The following is a 20,383-nucleotide window of genomic DNA, read 5'->3' as shown; positions in this document are numbered from 1 at the left end:
GGGTGGCGTGGGTCGCCTGCGGTGCGATTCCCCACCCCGCCCCTTCCCGAAATCGGGCGCGAGCCCCCGGGCCTGAGGGGCAGGGGAACGCCTTCAGGTGCGTCGTGGCTGGTCGCGCAGTTCCCCGCGCCCCTGGAATGCCCCTGCGGGGCACCAGGCCGCGAGGCCGCCACCCCCGCTATGCCGCCGCTGCCTTGGGCGGCGGGGCCGCCCCCCGGGGGCGGAATGGGCGGGCAAGGGGGCGGCCCCCGGCGGACGCCGAACCCACCCGGCACCGGCCCGCTCCGGCACCGGCTCCTCCCGCCCCGAGCCCCCGCCGCCGGCGACGTACCCCCATCCCTCACCCCGCCCTCACTCCTCTTGGCCCCGGCCCTCTCCTGACGTACCGTCAGGAAACTCATTCCCAGGGCCGGCCCCACCCGCGCCCGGACAGGCCAGGAGGACCCATGCCCGCCCCCGCCGACCGACCCGCCGACCGCCAGGTCGACCGCCCTGTCGCCCTGGACGAATACCCCGTTCACCAGGCCCCCTTATCGATGAAGCACGTCGTCACCGGTGACCGGAACGCCTACGACCGCTGCATCTACCACCTCGTCGACCACACCGGCCACGCCCTCCTCATCCTCGGCCTCGGTGTCTACCCGAACACCGGCGTCATCGACGCCTACGCGACCCTCCGCGTCGGCGACACCCTGCACGCCGTCCGCGCCTCCGACGCCCTCCCCGACGACCGCATCGGCCCCCTCTCCGTCGGCCCCCTGCGGATCACCGTCGACGAACCCCTGCGCCGCTTCACCCTCGCCTGTGACCCCGACCCCGGCGACCCGGACTCCCTCTCGTACGAGATCAGTTGGACCGCGGACTTCCCGGCCGTCTGGGAGCCCCACCACGTCCAGTACCGCGGCGACCGCCTGATGCTCGAAGGCCGCCGCTTCGTCCAGGCGGGCAGCTGTACGGGAGTGATCCGCGTCGGCGGCGAGGAGATCCGGCTCGCACCGGGGGAGTGGACCGGCACCCGCGACCGGAGCTGGGGCGTGCGCCCGATCCCCGGCGAGGAGGGCGGCCGCGCCGCCGAGGAGCTGCGGCCCGAGGGCTTCCACTGGCTCTGGATACCGGCCCGCTTCGACGACCGCTTCGTGCTGGTGATCGCCCAGGAGGACGCGGACGGCCACCGCACCCTCAACGAGGCCCTGCTGGTCCGCGAGGGCGAACGCGACCGCCAACTCGGCTGGCCCAGGACCGACATCAGCTATCGCCCCGGCACCCGCCACCCCACCGGGGCCGTCGTCCACCTCACCGACCAGGACCGCAAACCCCTCGAACTCGGCATCGAGATCCTCGCCTCCTCGCCCCTGGCCGTCGGCGCCGGCTATCCGCCCGCCGCCGACTGGCAGCACGGCACCTGGCAGGGCCGCGACTGGACCGACCGCCGCACCTACGACCTCTCCGACCCGTCCGCCCACCCCATGGCCGCCTACGGCGTCATCGACCACGCCGCCCGCTTCACCCTCGAAGGCCGCACCGGATACGGCATCTTCGAGCACGGCAGCTTCGGCCGCCACGACCCCAGCGGCTTCACCGGCTACGACTCGACGGCGCCCTGACCCGGGCACATCGCACCGACCCGACCCGCCCTTCCCACCCAGAGGAGTACGGAAATGGTCTCCGCACCGCGCCCCCGCACCACCACCCGCGACCCCGAAGAACTGGGCCGCCGGCTCACCGCCTGGTTCCAGCCCCAGCTGCCGGGCGCCCGCGTCCACGACATCCGGGTCCCCGACTCCAACGGCATGTCGAGCGAGACACTCCTCTTCGACCTCGACCACCCCGACGCCCCGGAAACCGCCTGCGCCCTGCGCCTCGCGGCCGACCCGGCGGCGTACACCGTCTTCCCCGTCTACGACATGGCCCGCCAGCATCGCGTGATGAGCCTGGTCGGCGCGCACACCGACGTCCCCGTTCCCCGCGTGCTCCGGCTGGAGGAGGACCCCGGGCCGCTGGGCGCGCCGTTCTTCGTGATGGCCCGCGCCGAGGGCCGGGTGCCGCCGGACGTCATGCCGTACACGTACGAGGGCAACTGGCTGCACTCCGCGACCGACGCCGAACGCGGCACCCTGGAGGCCGCCAGTATCGGCGTCATCGCCCGCCTGCACGACCAGTTCCCGCCCAAGGAGAGCGAGTTCCTGCTCCCCGAGGTCGAAGGCGGCCCGCTGCGCCGCCATGTGACGGCCCAGCAGACCTACTACGAATGGGTCGTCGACGGACTGCCCCGCTCACCCCTGATCGAGAAGGCCTTCCAGTGGCTGGAGGAGCACTGGCCCGACGACGAGGGCGAGTCCGTGCTGTGCTGGGGCGACGCGCGGATCGGCAACATCGTCTACGACGGCTTCGAGCCCGCCGCCGTACTCGACTGGGAAATGGCCGCCCACGGCCCGCGCGAACTCGACCTCGGCTGGACCGTCTATCTGCACCGCTTCTTCCAGGACCTGACGGTGTCCTTCGGCCAGCGCGGCCTGCCCGACTTCCTGCGCCGGGACGCCATCGAGGAGCGATATGCGCGGCTGACCGGCCACACCCCGCGCGACATGGAGTTCCACACCCTCTACGCCGCGCTGCGGCACGCCGTGGTCATGCTGCGCATCGCCTACCGGCAGGCCCACTTCGGCGAGGTCCGGGTCCCCGAGGACCCGGACGTGCTGATCATGCACCGGGACTCACTGCAGGCCATGGTGCGCGGCACGTACTGGAGTGAACAGGGCCACCGCTAGCGGGGGTTACGCCGCCCGCTGGCGCGGCACCTTCAGGGGACGCGAGCCCGGACCGCCGACGTGCGAGAAGGGCTGCGTCCGCCAGTCCAGCCCCTGCGGGAGCGTCAGGAGCAGAGCGGTGTCCTGCTCCTGCACCTCCGTGGTCTCGTCGGCAGGCCCCGCGTCGGCGGCCGGGCGCCCCGTGCCGGAGCAGGCCGTCAGACCGAAGGGGTTCCACGGGGTGGGGCACTTGGCGTGCTCCGGGAGCACGTCCTCGCCAGCCAGCAGCGCGATCGGCTGGACGCAGTCCGGGCAGATCACCCGGAACATCTCGAAGGTGTCGTACGAGTCCGGGTCCGGCCCGGCGCTGTCGGCGGCCACGTAGGACGCGGCGTCGGTGATGTCGGAAACATCGGAGGGCCCCGATTCGGAACGACCGGTGCGCTTCAGGCTCTGCATGGAGACTCTCCCCCTAGAGGTGGGCCGACAAGGCGCTGCGGCCTCGACCACACCAAGCACTTCCCTGCGCACCTGCGCGATAACCCCACAACCGGGAAGGACACGGTCGCAACTGTGTGGTCTTCGTCACATGCCGTCCGCAGATGCCCGTCCCGCCGTCTCGCGACCTCCGTTCCACCAGGCAAGACGCAACCGGCTCACGTATCACTCGGGCCCCACGCCCTGTAAGTTCTTGGCCCATGGAGGAGCTGGATCGTCAGATCGTGGACCTGCTCGTCAAGGACGGGCGGATGAGCTACACCGACCTGGGCAAGGCCACCGGCCTGTCCACCTCGGCGGTGCATCAGCGTGTCCGCAGGCTGGAACAGCGCGGGGTCATCCGCGGGTACGCCGCGGTGGTGGACCCCGAGGCGGTCGGGCTGCCACTCACCGCGTTCATCTCGGTGGCTCCCTTCGACCCCAGCGCCCCCGACGACATCGCCGAACGGCTGGCGGGCGTCGAGGAGATCGAGGCCTGCCACAGCGTCGCCGGCGACGAGAACTACATCCTCAAGGTGCGTGTCGCCACCCCGCTGGAACTGGAGCACCTGCTCTCCCGCATCCGCTCGCTGGCCGGAGTCTCCACCCGCACGACGGTCGTCCTCTCCACCCCGTACGAGGCGCGCCCGCCCCGCGTCCAGTAGGTCACGGGGCCGTCCGGGCACCCTGGTCACGAGGGCCCCGCGCGCTGCGCGAGACTGGTCCCCATGACCGAGCGCACCGCCCCCACTTCCCCCACGCCCTCCGACCGCACCGTGCTGCTGCGCGGCGGTGAGGTGCACAGCCCCGCCGACCCCTTCGCCACCGCCATGGTCGTCGAACGCGGACATGTCGCCTGGGTGGGATCCGAAGGGGCGGCCGACGCCTTCGCGAGCGGGGCCGACGAAGTCCTCGACCTCGAAGGCGCGCTCGTCACCCCGGCGTTCACAGACGCACATGTGCACACCACTTCCACGGGCCTCGCGCTCACCGGGCTCGACCTCGCCGGGGCCCGGACGCTGCCCGGCGCGCTGGAGATGGTACGCGCCCACGCCGCGATGCGCCCGGCCGGCGAGGTGCTCATCGGCGGCGGCTGGGACGCCTCCCGGTGGCCCGAGCAGCGCCATCCCACGCGCGCCGAACTCGACGCCGCGGCCGGCGGGCGCCCGCTCTGCCTCCCCCGTATCGACGTCCACTCCGCCGTCGTCAGCACCGCCCTGCTCGACCTGGTCCCCGGAATCACCGGCCTGGACGGCTACCACCCGGACGAGCCGCTCACCGCGGCCGCCCACCACGCGGTACGCGCCGCCGCCCACGGCGCGATCAGCCCGGCCCAGCGCACCGCCGCCCAGCGCGCCGCGCTCGCCCGCGCCGCCTCCCTCGGCATCGGCTCCGTCCACGAGTGCGCGGGACCCGAGATCTCCTCCGAGGACGACTTCCTCGGCCTGCTGGAGCTGGCCGCCGACGAACCCGGCCCGCGCGTCTTCGGGTACTGGGCCGAACTCGTCGCGAATGCGAAGGACGCCCAGCGCATCCGCGAACTCGGCGCACTCGGCGCGGCCGGCGACCTCTTCGTCGACGGCTCGCTCGGCTCGCACACCGCCTGCCTCCACCAGCCCTTCGCCGACGCCCCGCATACGGGCACCGCCCACCTCGACGCGGCCGCCGTCGCCGCCCATGTCGCCGCCTGCACCGAGGAAGGCCTCCAGGCCGGCTTCCACGCCATCGGCGACGCCGCCCTGACCACCGTCGTCGAGGGCGTCCGCGCCGCCGCCGAACAGGTCGGCCTGGCCCGCGTCCGCGCCGCCCGCCACCGCGTCGAGCACGTCGAAATGCTCACCCCCGAGGCCCTGGCCGCCTTCGCCGACCTCGGCCTCACCGCCTCCGTACAGCCCGCCTTCGACGCGGCCTGGGGCGGGGCGGAGGGCATGTACGCCCAGCGCCTGGGCGCCGAGCGGGCCCGCACCCTCAACCCGTACGCCGCCATGCTCAAGGCCGGTATCCCGCTCGCACTGGGCTCCGACAGCCCGGTCACCCCGCTCGACCCGTGGGGCACCGTGCGCGCCGCCGCCTACCACCGCACCCCCGAGCACCGGGTGTCCGTGCGGGCCGCCTTCACCGCGCACACCCGGGGCGGCTGGCGGGCCGTCGGCCGCGACGACGCCGGCACCCTGGTGCCCGGCGCCCCCGCCGACTACGCGATCTGGCAGACCGGCGAACTGCTGGTCCAGGCCCCCGACGACCGGGTCGCCCGCTGGTCCACCGACCCGCGCTCCGGCACGCCCGGGCTGCCCGACCTCTCGCCGGGCGCACAACTGCCGGTCTGTCTGCGCACCGTGGTGGCCGGCCGGACCGTCCACGTAGGGCCGAACGCATGACCTCAAGGGTCTCGCGTACCGCCGATCGGTGAGCGTGAAGCGGCCGGAGGGTACTCCGCTCAATCCGCACTGACCTGCTGATTCGAAGAAACGCCGCAGGTCGCACGGGTGTTGACAGACAGCGGCCACCGGCGGGTAGGTTCGGCCGGGTCCACCACGAAACGTCCGGCCGGAAACCTTCCACGCAGTCGTCGAACGCCGCTGGGTCATGGGACGGAAGGTGCCGCTACCGGCACCCCGCCCCGGGAACCAGGTTCAGCGCCCGCGCCTCGGGGGCGAGGGAAGGTTTTTTCGTCCGACGGTGCGACCCGGGTAGGGCCCCGGCGTTCAGTAGACAACGGCGAGGATGTCCGCAGCCGGCGGGCAACTGGTCGGCCCGAAGGACGCCGGGCCCCCATCCGTAGAACCTCCGCACATCCCTTCCCCGGAACCGGCCCCGGCCGAACACACGACCCTGGGCCTCGCGCCGCTGCCCGCTCGCTATGGTGGGTCCCTCTGTGTACGGGCATGAAAAGGGGCAGTAGTGAACGACGGCGGTCAGAAGCGTTACGGTCCGCTCGGCAATGTTCTGGTGATCATCCCGACCTTCAACGAGGTCGAGAACATCAAGCCGATCGTTGCCCGGGTCCGGGAATCCGTTCCCGAGGCGCACATCCTGGTCGCCGACGACAACAGCCCCGACGGCACCGGAAAGCTCGCCGACGAACTCGCCGCCGCCGACGACCAGGTGCACGTCCTGCACCGCAAGGGCAAGGAAGGCCTCGGCGCCGCCTACATGGCGGGCTTCCGCTGGGGGATGGACCACGACTTCGGGGTCCTGGTCGAGATGGACGCCGACGGCTCCCACCAGCCCGAGGAACTGCCCCGCCTGCTGACCGCGCTCAAGGGCGCGGACCTGGTCCTCGGCTCGCGCTGGGTGCCCGGCGGCCGCATCGTCAACTGGCCCAAGTACCGCGAGTTCATCTCCCGCGGCGGCTCCACCTACTCGCGCCTGCTGCTCAACGTGCCGATCCGCGACGTCACCGGCGGCTACCGCGCGTTCCGCCGCGAGACCCTCGAAGGCATCGGCATCGACGAGGTGGCCTCGGCCGGCTACTGCTTCCAGGTCGACCTGGCGCGCCGCACCGTCGAGGCCGGGTACCACGTGGTCGAGGTCCCGATCACCTTCGTCGAGCGGGAGCGCGGCGACTCCAAAATGAGCAACGACATCCTGGTCGAGGCGCTCTGGCGGGTCACCGCCTGGGGGGTCGGCTCGCGCGCCAACAAGCTGCTGGGCCGCAAGCCCTCCTGACGCACCTCCGCGGGCCCCTCCCGGGCCGGGGTCCCCAGGGGGAGCTCACGCGCTCTTTACGCCGTTCAGGCGCCCTGCCAGGCACACTGGGGGCATGACGACCGGCACACCGCCCCCGACCGCCCCGACGACCACCCGCAAGCGCTCGCGCGTGCGCACGTATCTCCCCCTCGCCATCGCGGCCTGGCTGGTGCTGGAGATCTGGCTGCTGACCCTGGTGGCCGGCGCGGCCGGAGGGCTCACCGTCTTCCTGCTGCTGGTCGGCGGGGTGGTGCTCGGTGGAGCCGTGATCAAGCGGGCCGGACGCCGCGCCTTCAAGAACCTGAGCGAGACCCTCCAGCGCCAGCAGCAGAGCGGCGGCGCCTACGACCCCCAGGCCGAGCAGGGCCGCAAGGGCTCCGGCAACGGCTTCGTGATGCTCGCCGGACTGCTGCTGATCCTGCCCGGCCTGATCTCCGACGCCCTCGGCCTGCTGCTTCTGCTGCCGCCGGTGCGCAAGGCGCTCGGGCGGTACGCCGAGAAGTCCCTCCAGCGGCGGATGAACGCCGTGCAGCAGCCCGGCAGCCTCGGTGACATGTTCCAGCAGGCCCGCATGCACCAGCCCGACGGGAAGGTCGTCCAGGGCGAGGTCATCCGCGACGACACCCCCGGCGGCTCCCACCCGTACCCCCCGCGCCACGACGACGGCCCCCGGACGCCGCTCACGCCCTGAGAGCCGGGCCCCGGCCCCGGGGGACGGGGAGACCCCGGGCTCCGGGGCCGCACATGACAAAGAGCCGTGGGGGGGGGGGGGGGGGGGGGGGGGGGGGGGGGGGGGGGCGGGGGTGGGGGGGGGGGGGGGGTGGGGGGGGGGGGGTGGGGGGGGGGGCGGGGGGCCGGGACACCCCCCCCCGCCGCCCCCGCCCCCCCCCCCCCCCCCCCCCCCCCCCGCCCCCCCCCCCCCCCCCCCCCCCCCCCCCCCCCCCCCCCCCCCCGCCTCTTTGCGCTGTACTTCTCCCGAGGCCCTCAGCCGAGAAACGGCATCAGGCAGACTTGCGGCTGTCCCGCGGGTGCACAGCGATGTTCATGGCGCCGGAACGCAGTACCGCGAGCCTTTCGGCCAGGACCTCTTCGAGTTCCTCGCGGGTGCGTCGCTCCATGAGCATGTCCCAGTGCGTACGCGCGGGCTTGCCCTTCTTCTCCTCCGGCCCATCGCCGTCCACCAGAAGTGCCTGGGTCCCGCAGACCTTGCACTCCCACTCCGGCGGAATTTCAGCTTCCACGGAGAAAGGCATCTCAAAGCGATGCCCCTTCTCACATGCGTACTCCACCGCCTGGCGCGGGGCCAGATCGATGCCGCGGTCCGTCTCGTAGCTTGTCACCACGAGCCGCGTACCGCGGAGAGCTCGCTCACTCATGAATCGTGCCTCCCGGGCTTTGTCGCCCACAGGACAGGTGTGTCGCTGTCGTCGTCATCCGGTCAACGTCCGGTCGGCGGTAAAGATTCCCGTTGCGGGTCAGTGCGTCGCCCGTCGTGCCGCCCCCTGTTGTACCCACCAGTGACCGCTTTGTCACATCTGACAAGCAGATGTCACCCATACTTTTTCCTGCGTAAGCACGCAGTAACGGTCCGCCTGGTAAGCCAAAGGCGTACACTACCGGCCTTTTACTTCAAGGTCTAAATTCTTTCCGGTACGGGGTTTCCCGCCGCCGCCACGGCCTCCCTCACGGGTACCCGCGCCAGCAGAACGAATCCCACCAAGAAGAAGACCACCAGGGAGATGATGGCGTCCCGGTAGCTTCCCGTCAGCTGGAAGGCCAGACCGAACACCAACGGCCCCAGCCAGCTCATCCCGCGGTCGCTCATCTCGTACGCCGAGAAGTACTCGGCCTCCTTGCCGCGCGGCACCAGGTGCGAGAACAGTGAGCGGGACAGTGCCTGGCTGCCGCCGAGCACCAGTCCGATGGCGGACGCCAGCACGAAGAACCAGACGGGTGCGCCGGCGGGGAGGAAATAGCCCACGCCGATCGTCAGCGTCCAGGCGACGAGCGAGCCGAGAATGGTCCGCTTGGCGCCGTACCGCTGGGCCAGACGCCCCATCCCGAGCGCCCCGAAGATCGCCAGGACCTGGACGAGCAGGATCGCCGTGATCAAGGTCGTCTGGTCGAGTCCCAGTTCCTCGGAGCCGTAGATCGAGGCCTGTGAGATCACCGTCTGGACGCCGTCGTTGTAGACCAGGTACGCCAGCAGGAACGACAGCGTCAGCGGGTGCCGGCGCATGTCCTTGAGGGTGGCGACCAACTGCCGCCAGCCCTGGCCCATGGACAGCCGGGCGCCGTCGGTGGCCACCTTGGCATCGCGCAGCCGGCGCAGCGGGATCAGGGCGAAGGCGCCCCACCAGACCCCCGCCGACGCCAGACAGATCCGCACCGCGGTCGACTCGTCCAGGCCGAAGCTGTCATGGCCGGTGTAGAGCACCAGATTGAGCACCAGCACGAAGGCGCCCGAGGTGTAGCCGAAGGCCCAGCCCCGGGAGGACACCCGGTCGCGCTCGTCCGGCTCGGCGATCTGCGGCAGATAGGCGTTGTAGAGCGCCATCGACACGGAGAGCGAGGCATTGGCGACGATCAGCAGGAGGGCGCCCAGCAGGTAACGGTCGCCGTCCAGGAAGAACATCCCGGCCGTCGCGGTCGCCCCCAGGTACGCGGCGGCGGCCAGCAGCGGCTTCTTGCGGCCCGTACGGTCGGCGATCGCACCCACCATCGGCATCAGCAGCACGGCGACGATCACCGACAGGGACACCGCGTAGGCGAACAGGGAGCCCGCGCGGACCGGGATGCCGAGCGGGTGGACGTATCCCTCCGCGTCGGCGGCGGCCTTGGCGACCGTCGTCAGATAGGGGCCGAGGAACACGGTCAGCACGCTCGTGGAGTAGACCGAGCACGCGAAGTCGTAGAAGTACCAGCCCCGTTGTTGACGTCCGCGGTCCGCCGCGTCCCCCTGCGGCTGATCCACTGCTCGGCTCTGCACGCGCGCTCCCTGTCAGATCCCCGTAACAACGCGTGAACGGGCGGGGAGGTCAGGTCAGGTCCAGGCCCCCCGCGCGGTCAGCACCGACCGCAGCGTCGCGATCCGGTCCGTCATGATGCCATCCACACCGAGATCGACAAGGGCTTCCATCCGGTCCGCCTCATTGATCGTCCAGACATGGACGCGCAGGCCGAGCGCGTGCGCGGTGGTGAGGAAGCGTCGGTCCACCACGCGTACCCCGTTCTGCGTCTCCGGCACCTGTACGCAGACCGCACCCCGCCGCAGCGGAACCGGCACCCCGAGCGAGCGCAGCCGCAGCGCCAGCACCCCGCGGACCCCGTAGGAGGTCGCGAGCCGCGGTCCGGCGAGGCGCTGCGCCCTGGCCACCCGGCTCTCGCTGAAGGAACTCACACAGACGCGGTCCCAGGCGCCGGTACGGCGGATCAGGTCGAGCAGCGGGAGCAGCGCGGACTGCGCCTTCATGTCGACGTTCCAGCGGGCCTCGGGAAACTCCTCCAGCAGGTCCTCGAAGAGCGGGAGGGGCTCGGTGCCCGCCACCCGGGCCCGGCTCACCCGCTCCCAGGGCAGGTCCGCGATCCGGCCGGCGGAGTCGGTGACCCGGTCCAGGGTCGGGTCGTGGAAGGCGACCAGCTTGCCGTCGGCCGTGGCGTGGACATCGGTCTCGAAGTACCGGTAGCCCTCCTCGGCCGCCCGGCGGAAGGCGGTCGCGGTGTTCTCCAGGCCGTCGGCCGCCCCGCCGCGGTGGGCGAACGGAACGACCGGTCCCGGATGATCGAGGTAGCTGTGCTGAGGTGCGCGGTTCACCCGGGAAGTATCGCCCGCCCCGGCGCGTCACCGGCGACCGGCTCCGCCGGCTCCCGCGCCTCCCGCACAGGCTCCGGCGACTCCTCCCGCGCCGGCTCGGGCGACTCCTCCCTGGCCGTTTCCGGCGACTCCTCCCGCGCCGGTGCCGGTGCGGAGAACAGCCGGAGGAAGAACTGCGCGAGCGGGCCGATGGCCAGGGCGTACGCCACCGTGCCCACCCCCACCGAGCCGCCGAGCAGGAAGCCGGTGACCACCACCGCGATCTCGATGCCGGTACGGACCAGGCGGATCGAGCGTCCGGTCGCCCGGTGCAGCCCGGTCATCAGACCGTCGCGCGGCCCCGGGCCGAACCGGGCGGCGATGTACAGACCGGTCGCCGCCCCGTTGAGTACGATCCCGCCCGCCAGCAGCGCGATCCGGGCGGGCAGTGCGTGCATCTCCGGGACGAGGGCCAAGGTGGCGTCGATCGCGAGGCCGACGACGAACACATTGGAGACGGTGCCCAGACCGGGCCGCTGCCGGAGCGGAATCCAGAGCAGCAGGACGAGCGCGCCGACGATGATCGAGACGACGCCGATGCTGAGACCGGTGTGCTCGGCGAGGCCCTGGTCCAGCACGCTCCACGGCGAGAGCCCGAGCCCCGCCTGAACCAGTACCGCCGCACTCGCTCCGTACAGCGCGAGCCCCACGTACAGCTGGGTGAGACGGCGGATGAGATCCGGCATGGGAGGCCCCTCGGGGGTAGTGGTGGTGGACCGACGCATGACACTCTGTGGCCTGTAAGGACGAGCCAACCATGGCCAATCCGGGGAAGGTGGACTGATTTCATGGCGCAGTGGACTTCGGCGGTGGGGGCGCCCCAGCTCGCCCGTCAGCTGGCTTCCCAGCAGTCCCGTCCGGCAGGCCCGCACGCCCGCAAGCCGCCCGCCTACCGGGCGCTGGCCGACGGGGTGCGGCTGCTGGTCCTGGAGGGCCGGGTTCCGGTCGCGGCACGGCTGCCCGCCGAGCGGGAACTCGCGGTGGCGCTCGCGGTGAGCCGTACCACCGTCGCCGCCGCCTACGAGGCGCTGCGCGCCGAGGGCTTCCTGGAGTCCCGCAGGGGAGCGGGCAGTTGGACCGCCGTACCGGCGGGCAATCCACTGCCCGCGCGCGGCCTGGAACCGATGCCTCCGGAATCGCTGGGCAGCGTCATCGACCTCGGTACGGCCTCGCTGCCCGCGCCCGAGCCGTGGCTCACCCGGGCCGTCCAGGGCGCCCTCGAAGAGCTGCCGCCGTACGCCCACACCCACGGCGACTACCCGGCGGGCCTCCCCGCCCTGCGGCAGATGCTCGCCGACCGGTACACCGCCAAGGGCATCCCCACCATGCCCGAACAGATCATGGTCACCACCGGTGCGATGGGCGCCATGGACGCCATCTGCCACCTCTTCGCGGGACGCGGCGAGCGGATCGCCGTCGAGTCGCCGAGCTACGCCAACATCCTCCAGCTGATGCGCGAGGCGGGCGCCCGCCTCGTCCCGGTCGCGATGGCGGAAGGACTCACCGGGTGGGACCTGCCGCGCTGGCGGCAGGTGCTGCGCGACGCGGCCCCGCGACTCGCCTACGTCGTCGCCGACTTCCACAACCCGACCGGCGCCCTCGCCGACGAGGACCAGCGCCGGGCACTCGTCGAGGCGGCCCGCTCGGCGGGCACCGTGCTGGTCGCCGACGAGACCATGACCGAACTCCGTCTGGACGGCGACTTCGACGCGATGCCGCGCCCTGTCTGCGCCTTCGACCCGGCGGGCAGCACCGTCCTCACGGTCGGCTCGGCGAGCAAGGCGTTCTGGGCGGGCATGCGCATCGGCTGGGTGCGGGCCGCCCCCGAGGTCATCCGCAGTCTGGTCTCGGCGCGTGCGTACGCCGACCTGGGGACGCCCGTGCTGGAGCAACTGGCCATCAACTGGCTGATGAGCACCGGCGGCTGGGAGCAGGCGGTGGACGTCCGGCGCACCCAGGCCAGGGAGAACCGGGACGCCCTGGTCGCGGCGGTGCGCAGGGAACTGCCGGACTGGGAGTTCGACGTACCGGCCGGCGGGCTGACCCTGTGGGTGCGGACCGGCGGGCTGTCCGGGTCGCGGATCGCCGCGGTGGGGGAGCGGGTGGGCGTGCGGGTGCCCTCGGGGCCCCGCTTCGGGGTGGACGGCGCCTTCGAGGGGTATGTGCGGCTGCCGTTCACCGTGAGCGGGCCGGTGGCGGAAGAGGCGGCGGTACGCCTGGCGGCGGCCGCGCGGCTGGTGGAGTCGGGGGCCAGCTCGGGGACGGACGCGCCGAGGACGTCGGTGGCCTGACCCCCGGTACGCCGAAGAGCCGGTACCCCGTGTCGAAGGGCCGGTACCCCGTGTCGAAGGGCCGGACCCCGTGTCGAAGGGCCGGTACCCCGCTCACCACGCGGGGTACCGGCCCTTCGGCCTGCTCAGCCCTCGGCGGGCACCGGTGCCGGGTCCAGGTCCGCGCGGCGGTCCTCGACCGGGAAGGACCGCTCCGGCAGCAGTTCGAGCACGGCCTGCCGGTGGGAGTCGCTGGTGGCGTCGTCGTACGGGTCCGGCGTGGCCGGCACCTGGAGCCGCATCACCGGGCCGCCGCCCAGCCGCGCGTATCCGCGCCCCGGCGGCACCTCCGGCGTCGGTGTGGTGTGCGGAGGCACGCCCAGTACCTCCGCCACTTCCTCCGGGGAGGCCGGTCCGAGCACGGCGCGCGCGCGGGTGTGCGCGCGCACCGGGTCGCTGAGGGTGTCCAGGGTGTCGAACTGCTCGGCCACCACCACCGTCACATTGGCCGCCCTGCCGTGCCGCAACGGCACCTGGAGCAGTTGCTGCGGGTCACAGTGGCCACCGGACGCCGCCAGGTGACCGAAGACGCTGGGCCGGTCCAGCAGGATCCACAGCGGGCGCCGGGTGTCCTCGGGCGCCGGACGGCCCGCCTGCCGGGCCAGATTGGCGGAGATCAGCCGTCGCTCGGTCTCGGACGCCGCCCACTCCAGACTGGCCAGCGCACCGGACAGGCCGCACTCGACCGCCAGGACGCCGTTGCGTCCGGTGAGACAGGCGTACTCGCCGGTGCCGGTGCCCTCGGCGATCAGTACGTCGCCGTCCTGGAGCGCCTGGAGAGCGAGCGAGCGCAGCAGGCTGGTGGTGCCGCTGCCGGGCTGGCCGACGACCAGCAGATGCGGCTCGGTGGAGCGGGGCCCGGTCCGCCAGATCACCGGGGTGGCGTCGCTCTCCCCGTCGTCGGCCTGGACCGGGACCGTGCGGGGCACCGCGTCGCCGTCGGTGAAGCCGAGGACCGTTTCGCCGGGAGCGGTCACGAAGCGCTGGGCGGCGACGGTGGTCGCCAGCGGGTCGAGGACCGTCATGACGAGTTGGTTGCCCTCCTCGTCCCAGTCGAAGCGGTACTCGCGGCCACGCCCCGACTTGGCGTGCAGCAGTTGCTCGATGCGGGCCCGGGCGGGGGCCTCGCCGTCGGTGAAGTAGGCGGGATAACGGATCAGCAGCCGCGAGGGGCGGCCGGTGCCGTCGAATTCGTACTCGCTGAAGGCCTTGTCCCACTCGCCGCCGTGCGCGAAGAGCGGATCGGGGTCCTCGGGGACCGAGAAGTAGGGCACCAGCGCCTCGTAGAGGGACTGGAGCCGTTCGGTCTCGGCGGGGGCCGGACCGGTCTGTACGGGGGCGCGCTCATGGCCCTTCCAGGCGGCTGCGGCCATCACCGTGATCAGGGCGAGCAGCGGCCCGTACGGGATGAGCGCGACCACCAGGACGACGGAACCCACCAGGAACAGCGCGGGACCGCGCTTCTCCTTCGGGGTACCCGCCCAGCGGGCGCGACCGGCCGCGGCGAGCTTGCGCAGGCCGCGGCTGATCGTGATCAGCGGATGGAGTACGTCCGTGGCGCTGTCGGCGGCAGTGCGCGCCAGCTCGCGGCTGCGGGCCACCGAGACACTGCTGCTGCTCAGAATGCGGGGGAGGGGACGCCGGGCCACGTCGTAACTCCTGGGTTGGGGGTGGGTGGACGCGGGTCAGAACTTGATCCCGCCCAAAAGGCTGGCGAGGCTTGCTCCTCCGGCCTTGATGCTTGGGGCGATGGCGGTGCCAGCGAGGTAGAAGCCGAAGAGTGCGCAGACCAGGGCGTGGGATGCCTTGAGTCCGTCCTTCCTGAAGAACAGGAAGACGATGATGCCGAGCAGCACGACGCCGGAGATGGACAGGATCATGAGAGATCTCCTGGTTGAGGGGGACAGTCACCATGAGTCCTTCCAGGCTCACAGAAAGTATCTATGCCGCAAATCGGGCAGTCGGGTTAGTTTTCGTTTCTTTCACCGGACTGGCAGAGCCGGACGCGCTCGCGGTGATCTTTGCCTCACGGGGGCCGGGTCATGTCGCCCGCGGGCCAGTACCCTGACGATTCACTCGTACGGCTCTGACGCCGTGCGCCCCTGGTCAAGGCATGCGAAAGGCAGGAAGTCCGCGATGAGCGAAGCTCCGGACCCCGAGGTCGTGGAACTGGCGACCAAGATCTTCGATCTCGCCCGGCAGGGCGGGACGGCGGATCTGGCCGCGTACATCGACGCGGGCGTCTCGCCGGACCTGACCAATGAGCAGGGGCAGACGCTGGTGATGCTCGCCGCCTATCACGGGCACGCGGCCTCGGTGGAGGCGCTGCTGGCCCGGGGCGCGGACGCGAACCGCGCCAACGACCGGGGCCAGACCCCGCTCGCGGGAGCGGTCTTCAAGGGTGAGGACGAGGTGGTCGCGGCGCTGCTGGCCGGCGGGGCCGATCCGGCCGCCGGAACGCCGTCCGCGGTGGACACAGCACGGATGTTCGACAAGAAGGAGCTGCTGGAGCTGTTCGGCGCGAGCTGACGGCTCGCGTGGTGGGGGAGTCCGGGGGACGTCGTAAATGTGGTCGCGGTGGCGAAATGACCGGGGCATCATGACGACGGATTCACAAACACCAGGGGCGGGCAGAAGTCGCCGCAACGGGGAGATGTGGAAGGGCCCACTCCGGGCCATCGGGTCCGCTCCGGGCCCACCGACGAGAGGCAGAGGAAGATGGTTTACATCAAGCAAGAGTTGTCCGCGGGCGGCCGAGCATGTTGTCGCGTGGCGTAGGCACGGCACGATTCCCGGTTGCGTCGACAGCTTGATGTGAGGCTTTTTCCATGTTTGATCCAGTCATAGCGCCGAGCGGCACGCTGCTCGGCCTCCTGCAGAGGGGCCGGGGTGACGGCACGCTGCACGCGCTCGCCGCACCCCGCCCGGAAGCCCTCGCGGCTCTGCACCACTGCGTGACGACCGACCCCCGCCACGACTGGCAGGTCGAGAATCGCTCGCTCTACTACGCCCGCCTCTACCTGGACCTGGACGGCGGCCTCGAAGCGATCGAGGAGCACCTCTTCGACGTCGAGGACGTCTTCGACACCGAGGAGAACCGCACCGGGCTCGCCCTCGCGGTCCTCGGCCACCTCGCCTCGTACGGCAGGGACGACGCCCTCGTCCTGCTGCGCAAGTACGCCAGGACCGGTGCCAACTGGGCCTGGGCGCTGGACGAACTGGCGCTGCGCGACGACGACAGCGGGCTGCGCTCGCTGGCCGGTCCTGTGCTGTCGCGGTTCGCCACGTCCCCCGAGGGGGACGCCGAGCTGGCGGCGGTGGTGCGCGACGCCTACGAGCCCCGGCCCTGGCGGCTGTGGGCGGAGGATCCGCGCGACGCCGTGGGCGGCCGGGTGCGGGCGGCCCAGGAGCAGGGGTCCTTCGACCGCTGGCAGCGTCAGATGCGTACCTCGGGGCCGCGCCCCGAGTGGAGTGTCGAGGCGGTCTTCGAGTGGGCCCAGCAGGGGCTCGAACGGGGCGCGGCGCTGCACGTGCCGGCCGCGCGCTGCCTGTCGGCGGTCGCCGGACCGGAGGATCGTTCAACGATCCTTCACGTCGCACGTAGTGGTGTTGACGGGGCCCGGTGCACGGCCCTGCATTACCTGGCCGAGTCACGGGACCCCGCCGTCCTCGATCTGATCGAGGACGCGGCACAGAGTCCGTCGTCCACCGTCGCCGAGGCCTCCGTCGCCGCCTTCGAGCGGATGTGCGGACCCGAAGCCGTGGACCGGGCCAGGGGCTGGGTCCACCGGCCGGACGCCCTGGGCGCCTCGGCAGCGGGTGTGCTGGCCTGCCGAGGCGGGGCGCAGGACGCGCCGCTGGTCCTCGGCGCACTGCGCGAGGCGGTACGGGCCGACGGCCCCGACGCGCCACGTATCTGGCCCCTGGTGGACGGGGCGGGCCGCCTCGGCATCGCCTCCGCCGCTCCCGTACTGCGCCACATCTACCGCGAGACCACCTCCTCCCACCTCCGGCAGCGCGCGGCAGGCGCGCTGGCCGCCACCGATCCGTCCTTCGCCTCCGGCTTCGCCGTCGAGTGCCTCTGGGACTGCGAGGAGACGACCCGCGAGGTCGCCGCACGGCACGCCGAGACCGGCGACGTGCGGGTGGCGGACCGGCTGCGGCGGCTGGCCGCCGACCCGGCCGAGGAGATCGAGGTGCAGACGGCCGTACGCAGCAGGTTCGGCCCGGACGCGGACGCCGCCGCCGTCTGAGCGGGCGTACGAGCGTGAAGTCGAGGGCGGGAGTGCCGGAGGGATCCGGGGCTCCCGCCCCCGGCGCGTTCCCGGATCTCGCGGCCCTCTGCCCGTGACGCGTTCCCGGGGCCCTTCCTCCCTCAGCGCCTGTGTCTCAGGACGCCAGACGCCCCGTCGGCACGAAGCGCAGCGCGATGCCCGGAGCGGCTTGGGCCGCCGCGTCCAGATCGGCCTCCGGCACGACCCCCACCACCGGGTAGCCGCCGGTGGTCGGGTGGTCCGCGAGGAAGACGACCGGGCGGCCGTCCGGCGGCACCTGCACCGCCCCCAGCACCAGCCCCTCACTGGGCAGTTCACCGTCCACCGCCCGCTCCAGGGCCGGGCCCTCGGTGCGCAGCCCGATGCGGTTGCTGGCGGAGGACACCCGGTAGCGGGCGGTGGCCAGCGTGCGCAGCGCGTTGTCGGTGAACCAGTCCGTCCGGGGCCCGGGCCCCAGCCGCAGCACCAGTTCGCGCGGCGGCTCGCGCCAGGGCAGCGTGTCGACCCGGGCGGCGGCACCGGCCCCGCCCCGGCCCCCGAGCGGCAGCATCGCCCCGGCGGCCAGCGGCGGCGGGCCGAGCCCCGAGAGCAGATCCGTGGAACGGCTGCCCAGTATCGGCTCCACCGCGATCCCCCCGCCGAACGCCAGATAGCTCCGCACCCCCACCACCGCCCGGCCCACGTCCAGCAGCGCACCCCCCGGAACCCGCACCGGAGCCCCCCACGCCACCGGTCTCCCGTCGACCCTGACCGGGCACGGCGCCCCCGTCACCGCAACGGTCACCGCCCCGCGCACCCGTACCGCGCAGCCGTCCAGGGTGGTCTCCAGCACGGCGGCCCCGGCGGGGTTGCCCAGTAGCCGGTTGGCCAGGTCACGGGCGGCCCGGTCCAGTGCCCCCGAGAGCGGTACCCCGACATGGGCGTGCCCGGGGCGCCCCTCGTCCTGGACGGTGGTCAGTGCCCCGGGCCGTACGACGGCGAAAGCTCCGTCCGTCACTGTTCCTCCGGTACGAAGCGGACCCGGTCGCCCGGGGTGAGCAGGGCCGCGGGCACCCGCGCGGGGTCCCACAGCACGGCGTCCGTCGCCCCGATCAGCTGCCAGCCGCCGGGCGAGGAGCGCGGGTAGACACCGGTGTACGGTCCGGCCAGCGCGACGGATCCCGGCGGGACGGCGGTACGCGGAGTGGCCCGGCGGGGGACGGCGTACCGCTCGGGCAGCCCGGTCAGATAGCCGAAGCCGGGCGCGAACCCGCAGAAGGCGACCCGGAATTCGGTTCCGGAGTGCAGGCGTACCACCTCCTCCTCGGACACGCCCCAGAGCTGTGCCACGTCGCGGAGGTCGGGACCGTCGTACCGCACCGGCAGCTCGATCACCTCCCGCCGGTCCGCCACCAGTGGCGGGACCTCCCAGCCCACCAGGTGCTCGGCAAACCTGGCCGGGTCGTCGAGACCGTCGAGCAGGACGGTGCGGGCGGCGGGCACTATCTCGCGCACCGGCGGCAGGGAACCCGCGGCACGGCGGCGCAGCAGCTCGGCGTGGAGCGCGCCCGCCTCCTCGGCGTCGGCGAGTTCGACGAGGAGGGCGTGGTCACCGGCGGGCAGGGTTCTCATCAGGCGGATTCCGTAAGGGAGTTCGGACCGGTCGTACGCCAGCTCATACGAAGGACTCCACCCGGACCCCGGCCGCCTCCAGCGCTGCCCGCACCCGTCGGGCGATCCCCACGGCGCCCGGGGTGTCCCCGTGGACGCACAACGAACGCGCGCGGACCCGCACCGGCTGCCCGGACAGTGCCGTGACCTCACCGGAGACCGCCATGGCCACGGCCCGCTCCACCACCGCGTCGGCGTCGGAGATCACCGCGCCCTCCTGGGAACGCGGCACCAAGGTGGCCTCGGAGGTGTACGCCCGGTCGGCGAACGCCTCGCGCACGACGGGCAGCCCGGCCTTGACCGCGAGGCCGAGCAGCAGCGACCCGGGCAGGCCGAGCACCGGAAGGGAGTCGTCCGCCACCAGCACACCCGCCACCACGGCCGCCGCCTGCTCGGCGTCGTGGACCACCCGGTTGTAGAGCGCCCCGTGCGGTTTCACGTACGCCACCCGGGACCCGGCCGCGCGCGCGAAGACGTCCAACGCGCCGATCTGGTAGGCCACTTCGGCGGTCAGCTCGGCGGACGGAACCTCCATCGAGCGGCGTCCGAACCCGGCCAGGTCACGGTAGGAGACCTGGGCGCCGATCGTCACCCCCCGCTCGGCGGCCAGCTCGCAGACCCGCCGCATGGTGACCGGGTCGCCCGCGTGGAAACCGCAGGCCACATTGGCGCTGGTGACCACGGAGAGCAGTTCCTCGTCGTCGGTCAGCCGCCAGCGGCCGAAGCCCTCGCCGAGGTCGGCGTTGAGGTCCACGGAGATCCCGGGAACCGGCGCGTCGTCGTTCATGTACGCATCATCCTCCTGTTCAGGCCACCCGGTACTGCTCGTCGCGGACGTCGGTGAGGAGCATCTGCCCCGGCGCACGGGTCAGCGCGCGAACGGCGGCCGGGTGGTCCCGGTGGCGCCCGCCCGGTAGCCCTCGCGGGCCTGCCGCGGAACGCGCGCCGCGCACACCCCGGTCACGCTCACACCAACTCCTTCCCGCGCGTCTCGGGCAGACCGAGCAGGGCGATCACGGCCAGCCCGTATCCGATCGCACCGAAGACCAGCGCGCCGCCGACGCCCCAACTGCCCGCCAGAAAGCCCACGGTGGTCGGGAAGACGGCACCCACGGCGCGTCCGGTGTTGTACGTGAAGCCCTGCCCGGTGCCGCGCACGGCAGTCGGGTACAGCTCGCTCAGGAACGAGCCGAAGCCGCATGCCCAGGGCGGGGGACAGAGCCTGATCGGCCTCACGTCCGGCCACCCGCATCCGCGCCCCCGAGCCCCAAATCGACGCCGCCCCCACCGCCGGCACCGAGACGCCACCCCCGCCCCCATCTGGCCCGTTTCGACCGTTGTCAGTGCAAGGACCTAATCTGT

19 protein-coding genes and 1 pseudogene are annotated in these 20,383 nt (G+C 72.6%); 9 read left to right on the top strand and 11 right to left on the bottom strand.

Going from position 1 to position 20,383, the window contains the following annotated elements; translation table 11 throughout:
• Window positions 1-446 precede the first annotated feature (446 nt).
• Window positions 447-1,604, top strand: coding sequence for a hypothetical protein (locus tag ACIA73_RS13650; protein ID WP_399438640.1), 1,158 nt, complete (start codon window positions 447-449; stop codon window positions 1,602-1,604).
• Between the two features lie 54 nt (window positions 1,605-1,658).
• Complete coding sequence (locus ACIA73_RS13645; RefSeq protein ID WP_399438639.1) at window positions 1,659-2,768, top strand: phosphotransferase family protein; 1,110 nt, start codon at window positions 1,659-1,661, stop codon at window positions 2,766-2,768.
• 6 nt (window positions 2,769-2,774) lie between these two features.
• Here ACIA73_RS13645 and ACIA73_RS13640 read toward each other — a convergent pair whose 3' ends face one another.
• Window positions 2,775-3,206 carry a hypothetical protein gene (locus tag ACIA73_RS13640; protein ID WP_399438638.1) on the bottom strand — a complete coding sequence of 144 codons (432 nt, stop codon included), beginning with the start codon at window positions 3,204-3,206 and terminating at the stop codon, window positions 2,775-2,777.
• A 239-nt stretch (window positions 3,207-3,445) separates the two neighbouring features.
• Here ACIA73_RS13640 and ACIA73_RS13635 point away from each other — a divergent pair, with 239 nt between their 5' ends.
• From ACIA73_RS13635 to fxsA, 4 genes are all read left to right on the top strand, one after another.
• Entirely contained in the window at window positions 3,446-3,889 is a 444-nt protein-coding gene (locus ACIA73_RS13635) for an Lrp/AsnC family transcriptional regulator (protein ID WP_399438637.1), read from the top strand.
• 63 nt (window positions 3,890-3,952) lie between these two features.
• A complete protein-coding gene (locus ACIA73_RS13630; RefSeq protein WP_399438636.1) occupies window positions 3,953-5,602 on the top strand; it encodes an amidohydrolase in 1,650 nt (549 codons plus the stop codon).
• Window positions 5,603-6,125: 523 nt separating this feature from the next.
• The gene (locus ACIA73_RS13625) at window positions 6,126-6,893 is read left to right on the top strand and encodes a polyprenol monophosphomannose synthase (protein WP_399438635.1); all 768 of its coding nucleotides are present in this window, start codon (window positions 6,126-6,128) and stop codon (window positions 6,891-6,893) included.
• A 94-nt stretch (window positions 6,894-6,987) separates the two neighbouring features.
• Complete coding sequence (gene fxsA / locus ACIA73_RS13620) at window positions 6,988-7,605, top strand: FxsA family membrane protein (protein ID WP_399438634.1); 618 nt, start codon at window positions 6,988-6,990, stop codon at window positions 7,603-7,605.
• 310 nt (window positions 7,606-7,915) lie between these two features.
• Here fxsA and ACIA73_RS13615 read toward each other — a convergent pair whose 3' ends face one another.
• From ACIA73_RS13615 to ACIA73_RS13600, 4 genes are all read right to left on the bottom strand, one after another.
• Entirely contained in the window at window positions 7,916-8,290 is a 375-nt protein-coding gene (locus tag ACIA73_RS13615) for an RNA polymerase-binding protein RbpA (protein WP_142215978.1), read from the bottom strand.
• Window positions 8,291-8,550: 260 nt separating this feature from the next.
• The gene (locus ACIA73_RS13610; RefSeq protein WP_399438633.1) at window positions 8,551-9,903 is read right to left on the bottom strand and encodes an MFS transporter; all 1,353 of its coding nucleotides are present in this window, start codon (window positions 9,901-9,903) and stop codon (window positions 8,551-8,553) included.
• 54 nt (window positions 9,904-9,957) lie between these two features.
• A complete protein-coding gene (locus ACIA73_RS13605; protein ID WP_399438632.1) occupies window positions 9,958-10,728 on the bottom strand; it encodes a glycerophosphodiester phosphodiesterase in 771 nt (256 codons plus the stop codon).
• Window positions 10,725-11,492, bottom strand: coding sequence for a YitT family protein (locus ACIA73_RS13600; RefSeq protein ID WP_399438631.1), 768 nt, complete (start codon window positions 11,490-11,492; stop codon window positions 10,725-10,727). Before ACIA73_RS13600 ends, ACIA73_RS13605 begins: the two co-directional genes overlap by 4 nt.
• A gap of 63 nt (window positions 11,493-11,555) precedes the next feature.
• On the opposite strand from ACIA73_RS13600, the gene ACIA73_RS13595 reads away from it, so the two are divergent.
• Window positions 11,556-13,058 carry a PLP-dependent aminotransferase family protein gene (locus tag ACIA73_RS13595; protein ID WP_399438630.1) on the top strand — a complete coding sequence of 501 codons (1,503 nt, stop codon included), beginning with the start codon at window positions 11,556-11,558 and terminating at the stop codon, window positions 13,056-13,058.
• 125 nt (window positions 13,059-13,183) lie between these two features.
• On the opposite strand, the gene ACIA73_RS13590 is transcribed toward ACIA73_RS13595, so the two are convergent.
• Together ACIA73_RS13590 and ACIA73_RS13585 are read right to left on the bottom strand one after the other, a co-directional pair.
• A complete protein-coding gene (locus tag ACIA73_RS13590) occupies window positions 13,184-14,746 on the bottom strand; it encodes a hypothetical protein (RefSeq protein WP_399438629.1) in 1,563 nt (520 codons plus the stop codon).
• 36 nt (window positions 14,747-14,782) lie between these two features.
• Entirely contained in the window at window positions 14,783-14,977 is a 195-nt protein-coding gene (locus ACIA73_RS13585; RefSeq protein ID WP_018534760.1) for a hypothetical protein, read from the bottom strand.
• A gap of 256 nt (window positions 14,978-15,233) precedes the next feature.
• On the opposite strand from ACIA73_RS13585, the gene ACIA73_RS13580 reads away from it, so the two are divergent.
• Both ACIA73_RS13580 and ACIA73_RS13575 read left to right on the top strand, forming a co-directional pair.
• On the top strand, window positions 15,234-15,626 hold the full coding sequence (locus tag ACIA73_RS13580; RefSeq protein WP_399438628.1) for an ankyrin repeat domain-containing protein: 393 nt from the start codon (window positions 15,234-15,236) through the stop codon (window positions 15,624-15,626).
• Between the two features lie 299 nt (window positions 15,627-15,925).
• Window positions 15,926-17,350 (top strand): HEAT repeat domain-containing protein, encoded by a 1,425-nt coding sequence (locus ACIA73_RS13575; protein ID WP_399438627.1) that lies wholly within the window; start codon window positions 15,926-15,928, stop codon window positions 17,348-17,350.
• 136 nt (window positions 17,351-17,486) lie between these two features.
• On the opposite strand, the gene ACIA73_RS13570 is transcribed toward ACIA73_RS13575, so the two are convergent.
• The 4 genes and pseudogenes from ACIA73_RS13570 to ACIA73_RS13555 form a co-directional block, all read right to left on the bottom strand.
• The gene (locus tag ACIA73_RS13570; protein ID WP_399438626.1) at window positions 17,487-18,368 is read right to left on the bottom strand and encodes a biotin-dependent carboxyltransferase family protein; all 882 of its coding nucleotides are present in this window, start codon (window positions 18,366-18,368) and stop codon (window positions 17,487-17,489) included.
• Entirely contained in the window at window positions 18,365-18,982 is a 618-nt protein-coding gene (gene pxpB / locus ACIA73_RS13565) for a 5-oxoprolinase subunit PxpB (RefSeq protein ID WP_399438625.1), read from the bottom strand. Before pxpB ends, ACIA73_RS13570 begins: the two co-directional genes overlap by 4 nt.
• Before the next feature lie 43 nt (window positions 18,983-19,025).
• Window positions 19,026-19,808 (bottom strand): LamB/YcsF family protein, encoded by a 783-nt coding sequence (locus ACIA73_RS13560; RefSeq protein ID WP_399438624.1) that lies wholly within the window; start codon window positions 19,806-19,808, stop codon window positions 19,026-19,028.
• A gap of 179 nt (window positions 19,809-19,987) precedes the next feature.
• Window positions 19,988-20,221 (bottom strand): annotated as a pseudogene (locus ACIA73_RS13555) (MFS transporter); the annotation flags it as partial.
• Window positions 20,222-20,383 lie beyond the last annotated feature (162 nt).

The sequence above is a fragment of the Streptomyces sp. NPDC051561 genome, assembly GCF_044454195.1.
Lineage (GTDB): Bacteria > Actinomycetota > Actinomycetes > Streptomycetales > Streptomycetaceae > Streptomyces.
Note: the sequence above shows the minus strand (reverse complement) of the source record. Positions and strands in the feature narration are given on the sequence as shown.

Excerpts from the sequence above, each read along its gene's own strand:
- ACIA73_RS13575 (WP_399438627.1), top strand. The coding sequence starts at position 15,926 with ATGTTTGATCCAGTCATAGCGCCGAGCGGCACGCTGCTCGGCCTCCTG.
- ACIA73_RS13645 (WP_399438639.1), top strand. The coding sequence starts at position 1,659 with ATGGTCTCCGCACCGCGCCCCCGCACCACCACCCGCGACCCCGAAGAA.
- ACIA73_RS13650 (WP_399438640.1), top strand. The coding sequence starts at position 447 with ATGCCCGCCCCCGCCGACCGACCCGCCGACCGCCAGGTCGACCGCCCT.
- ACIA73_RS13630 (WP_399438636.1), top strand. The coding sequence starts at position 3,953 with ATGACCGAGCGCACCGCCCCCACTTCCCCCACGCCCTCCGACCGCACC.
- ACIA73_RS13600 (WP_399438631.1), bottom strand. The coding sequence starts at position 11,492 with ATGCGTCGGTCCACCACCACTACCCCCGAGGGGCCTCCCATGCCGGAT.
- ACIA73_RS13635 (WP_399438637.1), top strand. The coding sequence starts at position 3,446 with ATGGAGGAGCTGGATCGTCAGATCGTGGACCTGCTCGTCAAGGACGGG.
- ACIA73_RS13560 (WP_399438624.1), bottom strand. The coding sequence starts at position 19,808 with ATGAACGACGACGCGCCGGTTCCCGGGATCTCCGTGGACCTCAACGCC.
- ACIA73_RS13640 (WP_399438638.1), bottom strand. The coding sequence starts at position 3,206 with ATGCAGAGCCTGAAGCGCACCGGTCGTTCCGAATCGGGGCCCTCCGAT.
- ACIA73_RS13615 (WP_142215978.1), bottom strand. The coding sequence starts at position 8,290 with ATGAGTGAGCGAGCTCTCCGCGGTACGCGGCTCGTGGTGACAAGCTAC.
- pxpB (WP_399438625.1), bottom strand. The coding sequence starts at position 18,982 with ATGAGAACCCTGCCCGCCGGTGACCACGCCCTCCTCGTCGAACTCGCC.
- ACIA73_RS13580 (WP_399438628.1), top strand. The coding sequence starts at position 15,234 with ATGAGCGAAGCTCCGGACCCCGAGGTCGTGGAACTGGCGACCAAGATC.
- fxsA (WP_399438634.1), top strand. The coding sequence starts at position 6,988 with ATGACGACCGGCACACCGCCCCCGACCGCCCCGACGACCACCCGCAAG.
- ACIA73_RS13585 (WP_018534760.1), bottom strand. The coding sequence starts at position 14,977 with ATGATCCTGTCCATCTCCGGCGTCGTGCTGCTCGGCATCATCGTCTTC.
- ACIA73_RS13595 (WP_399438630.1), top strand. The coding sequence starts at position 11,556 with ATGGCGCAGTGGACTTCGGCGGTGGGGGCGCCCCAGCTCGCCCGTCAG.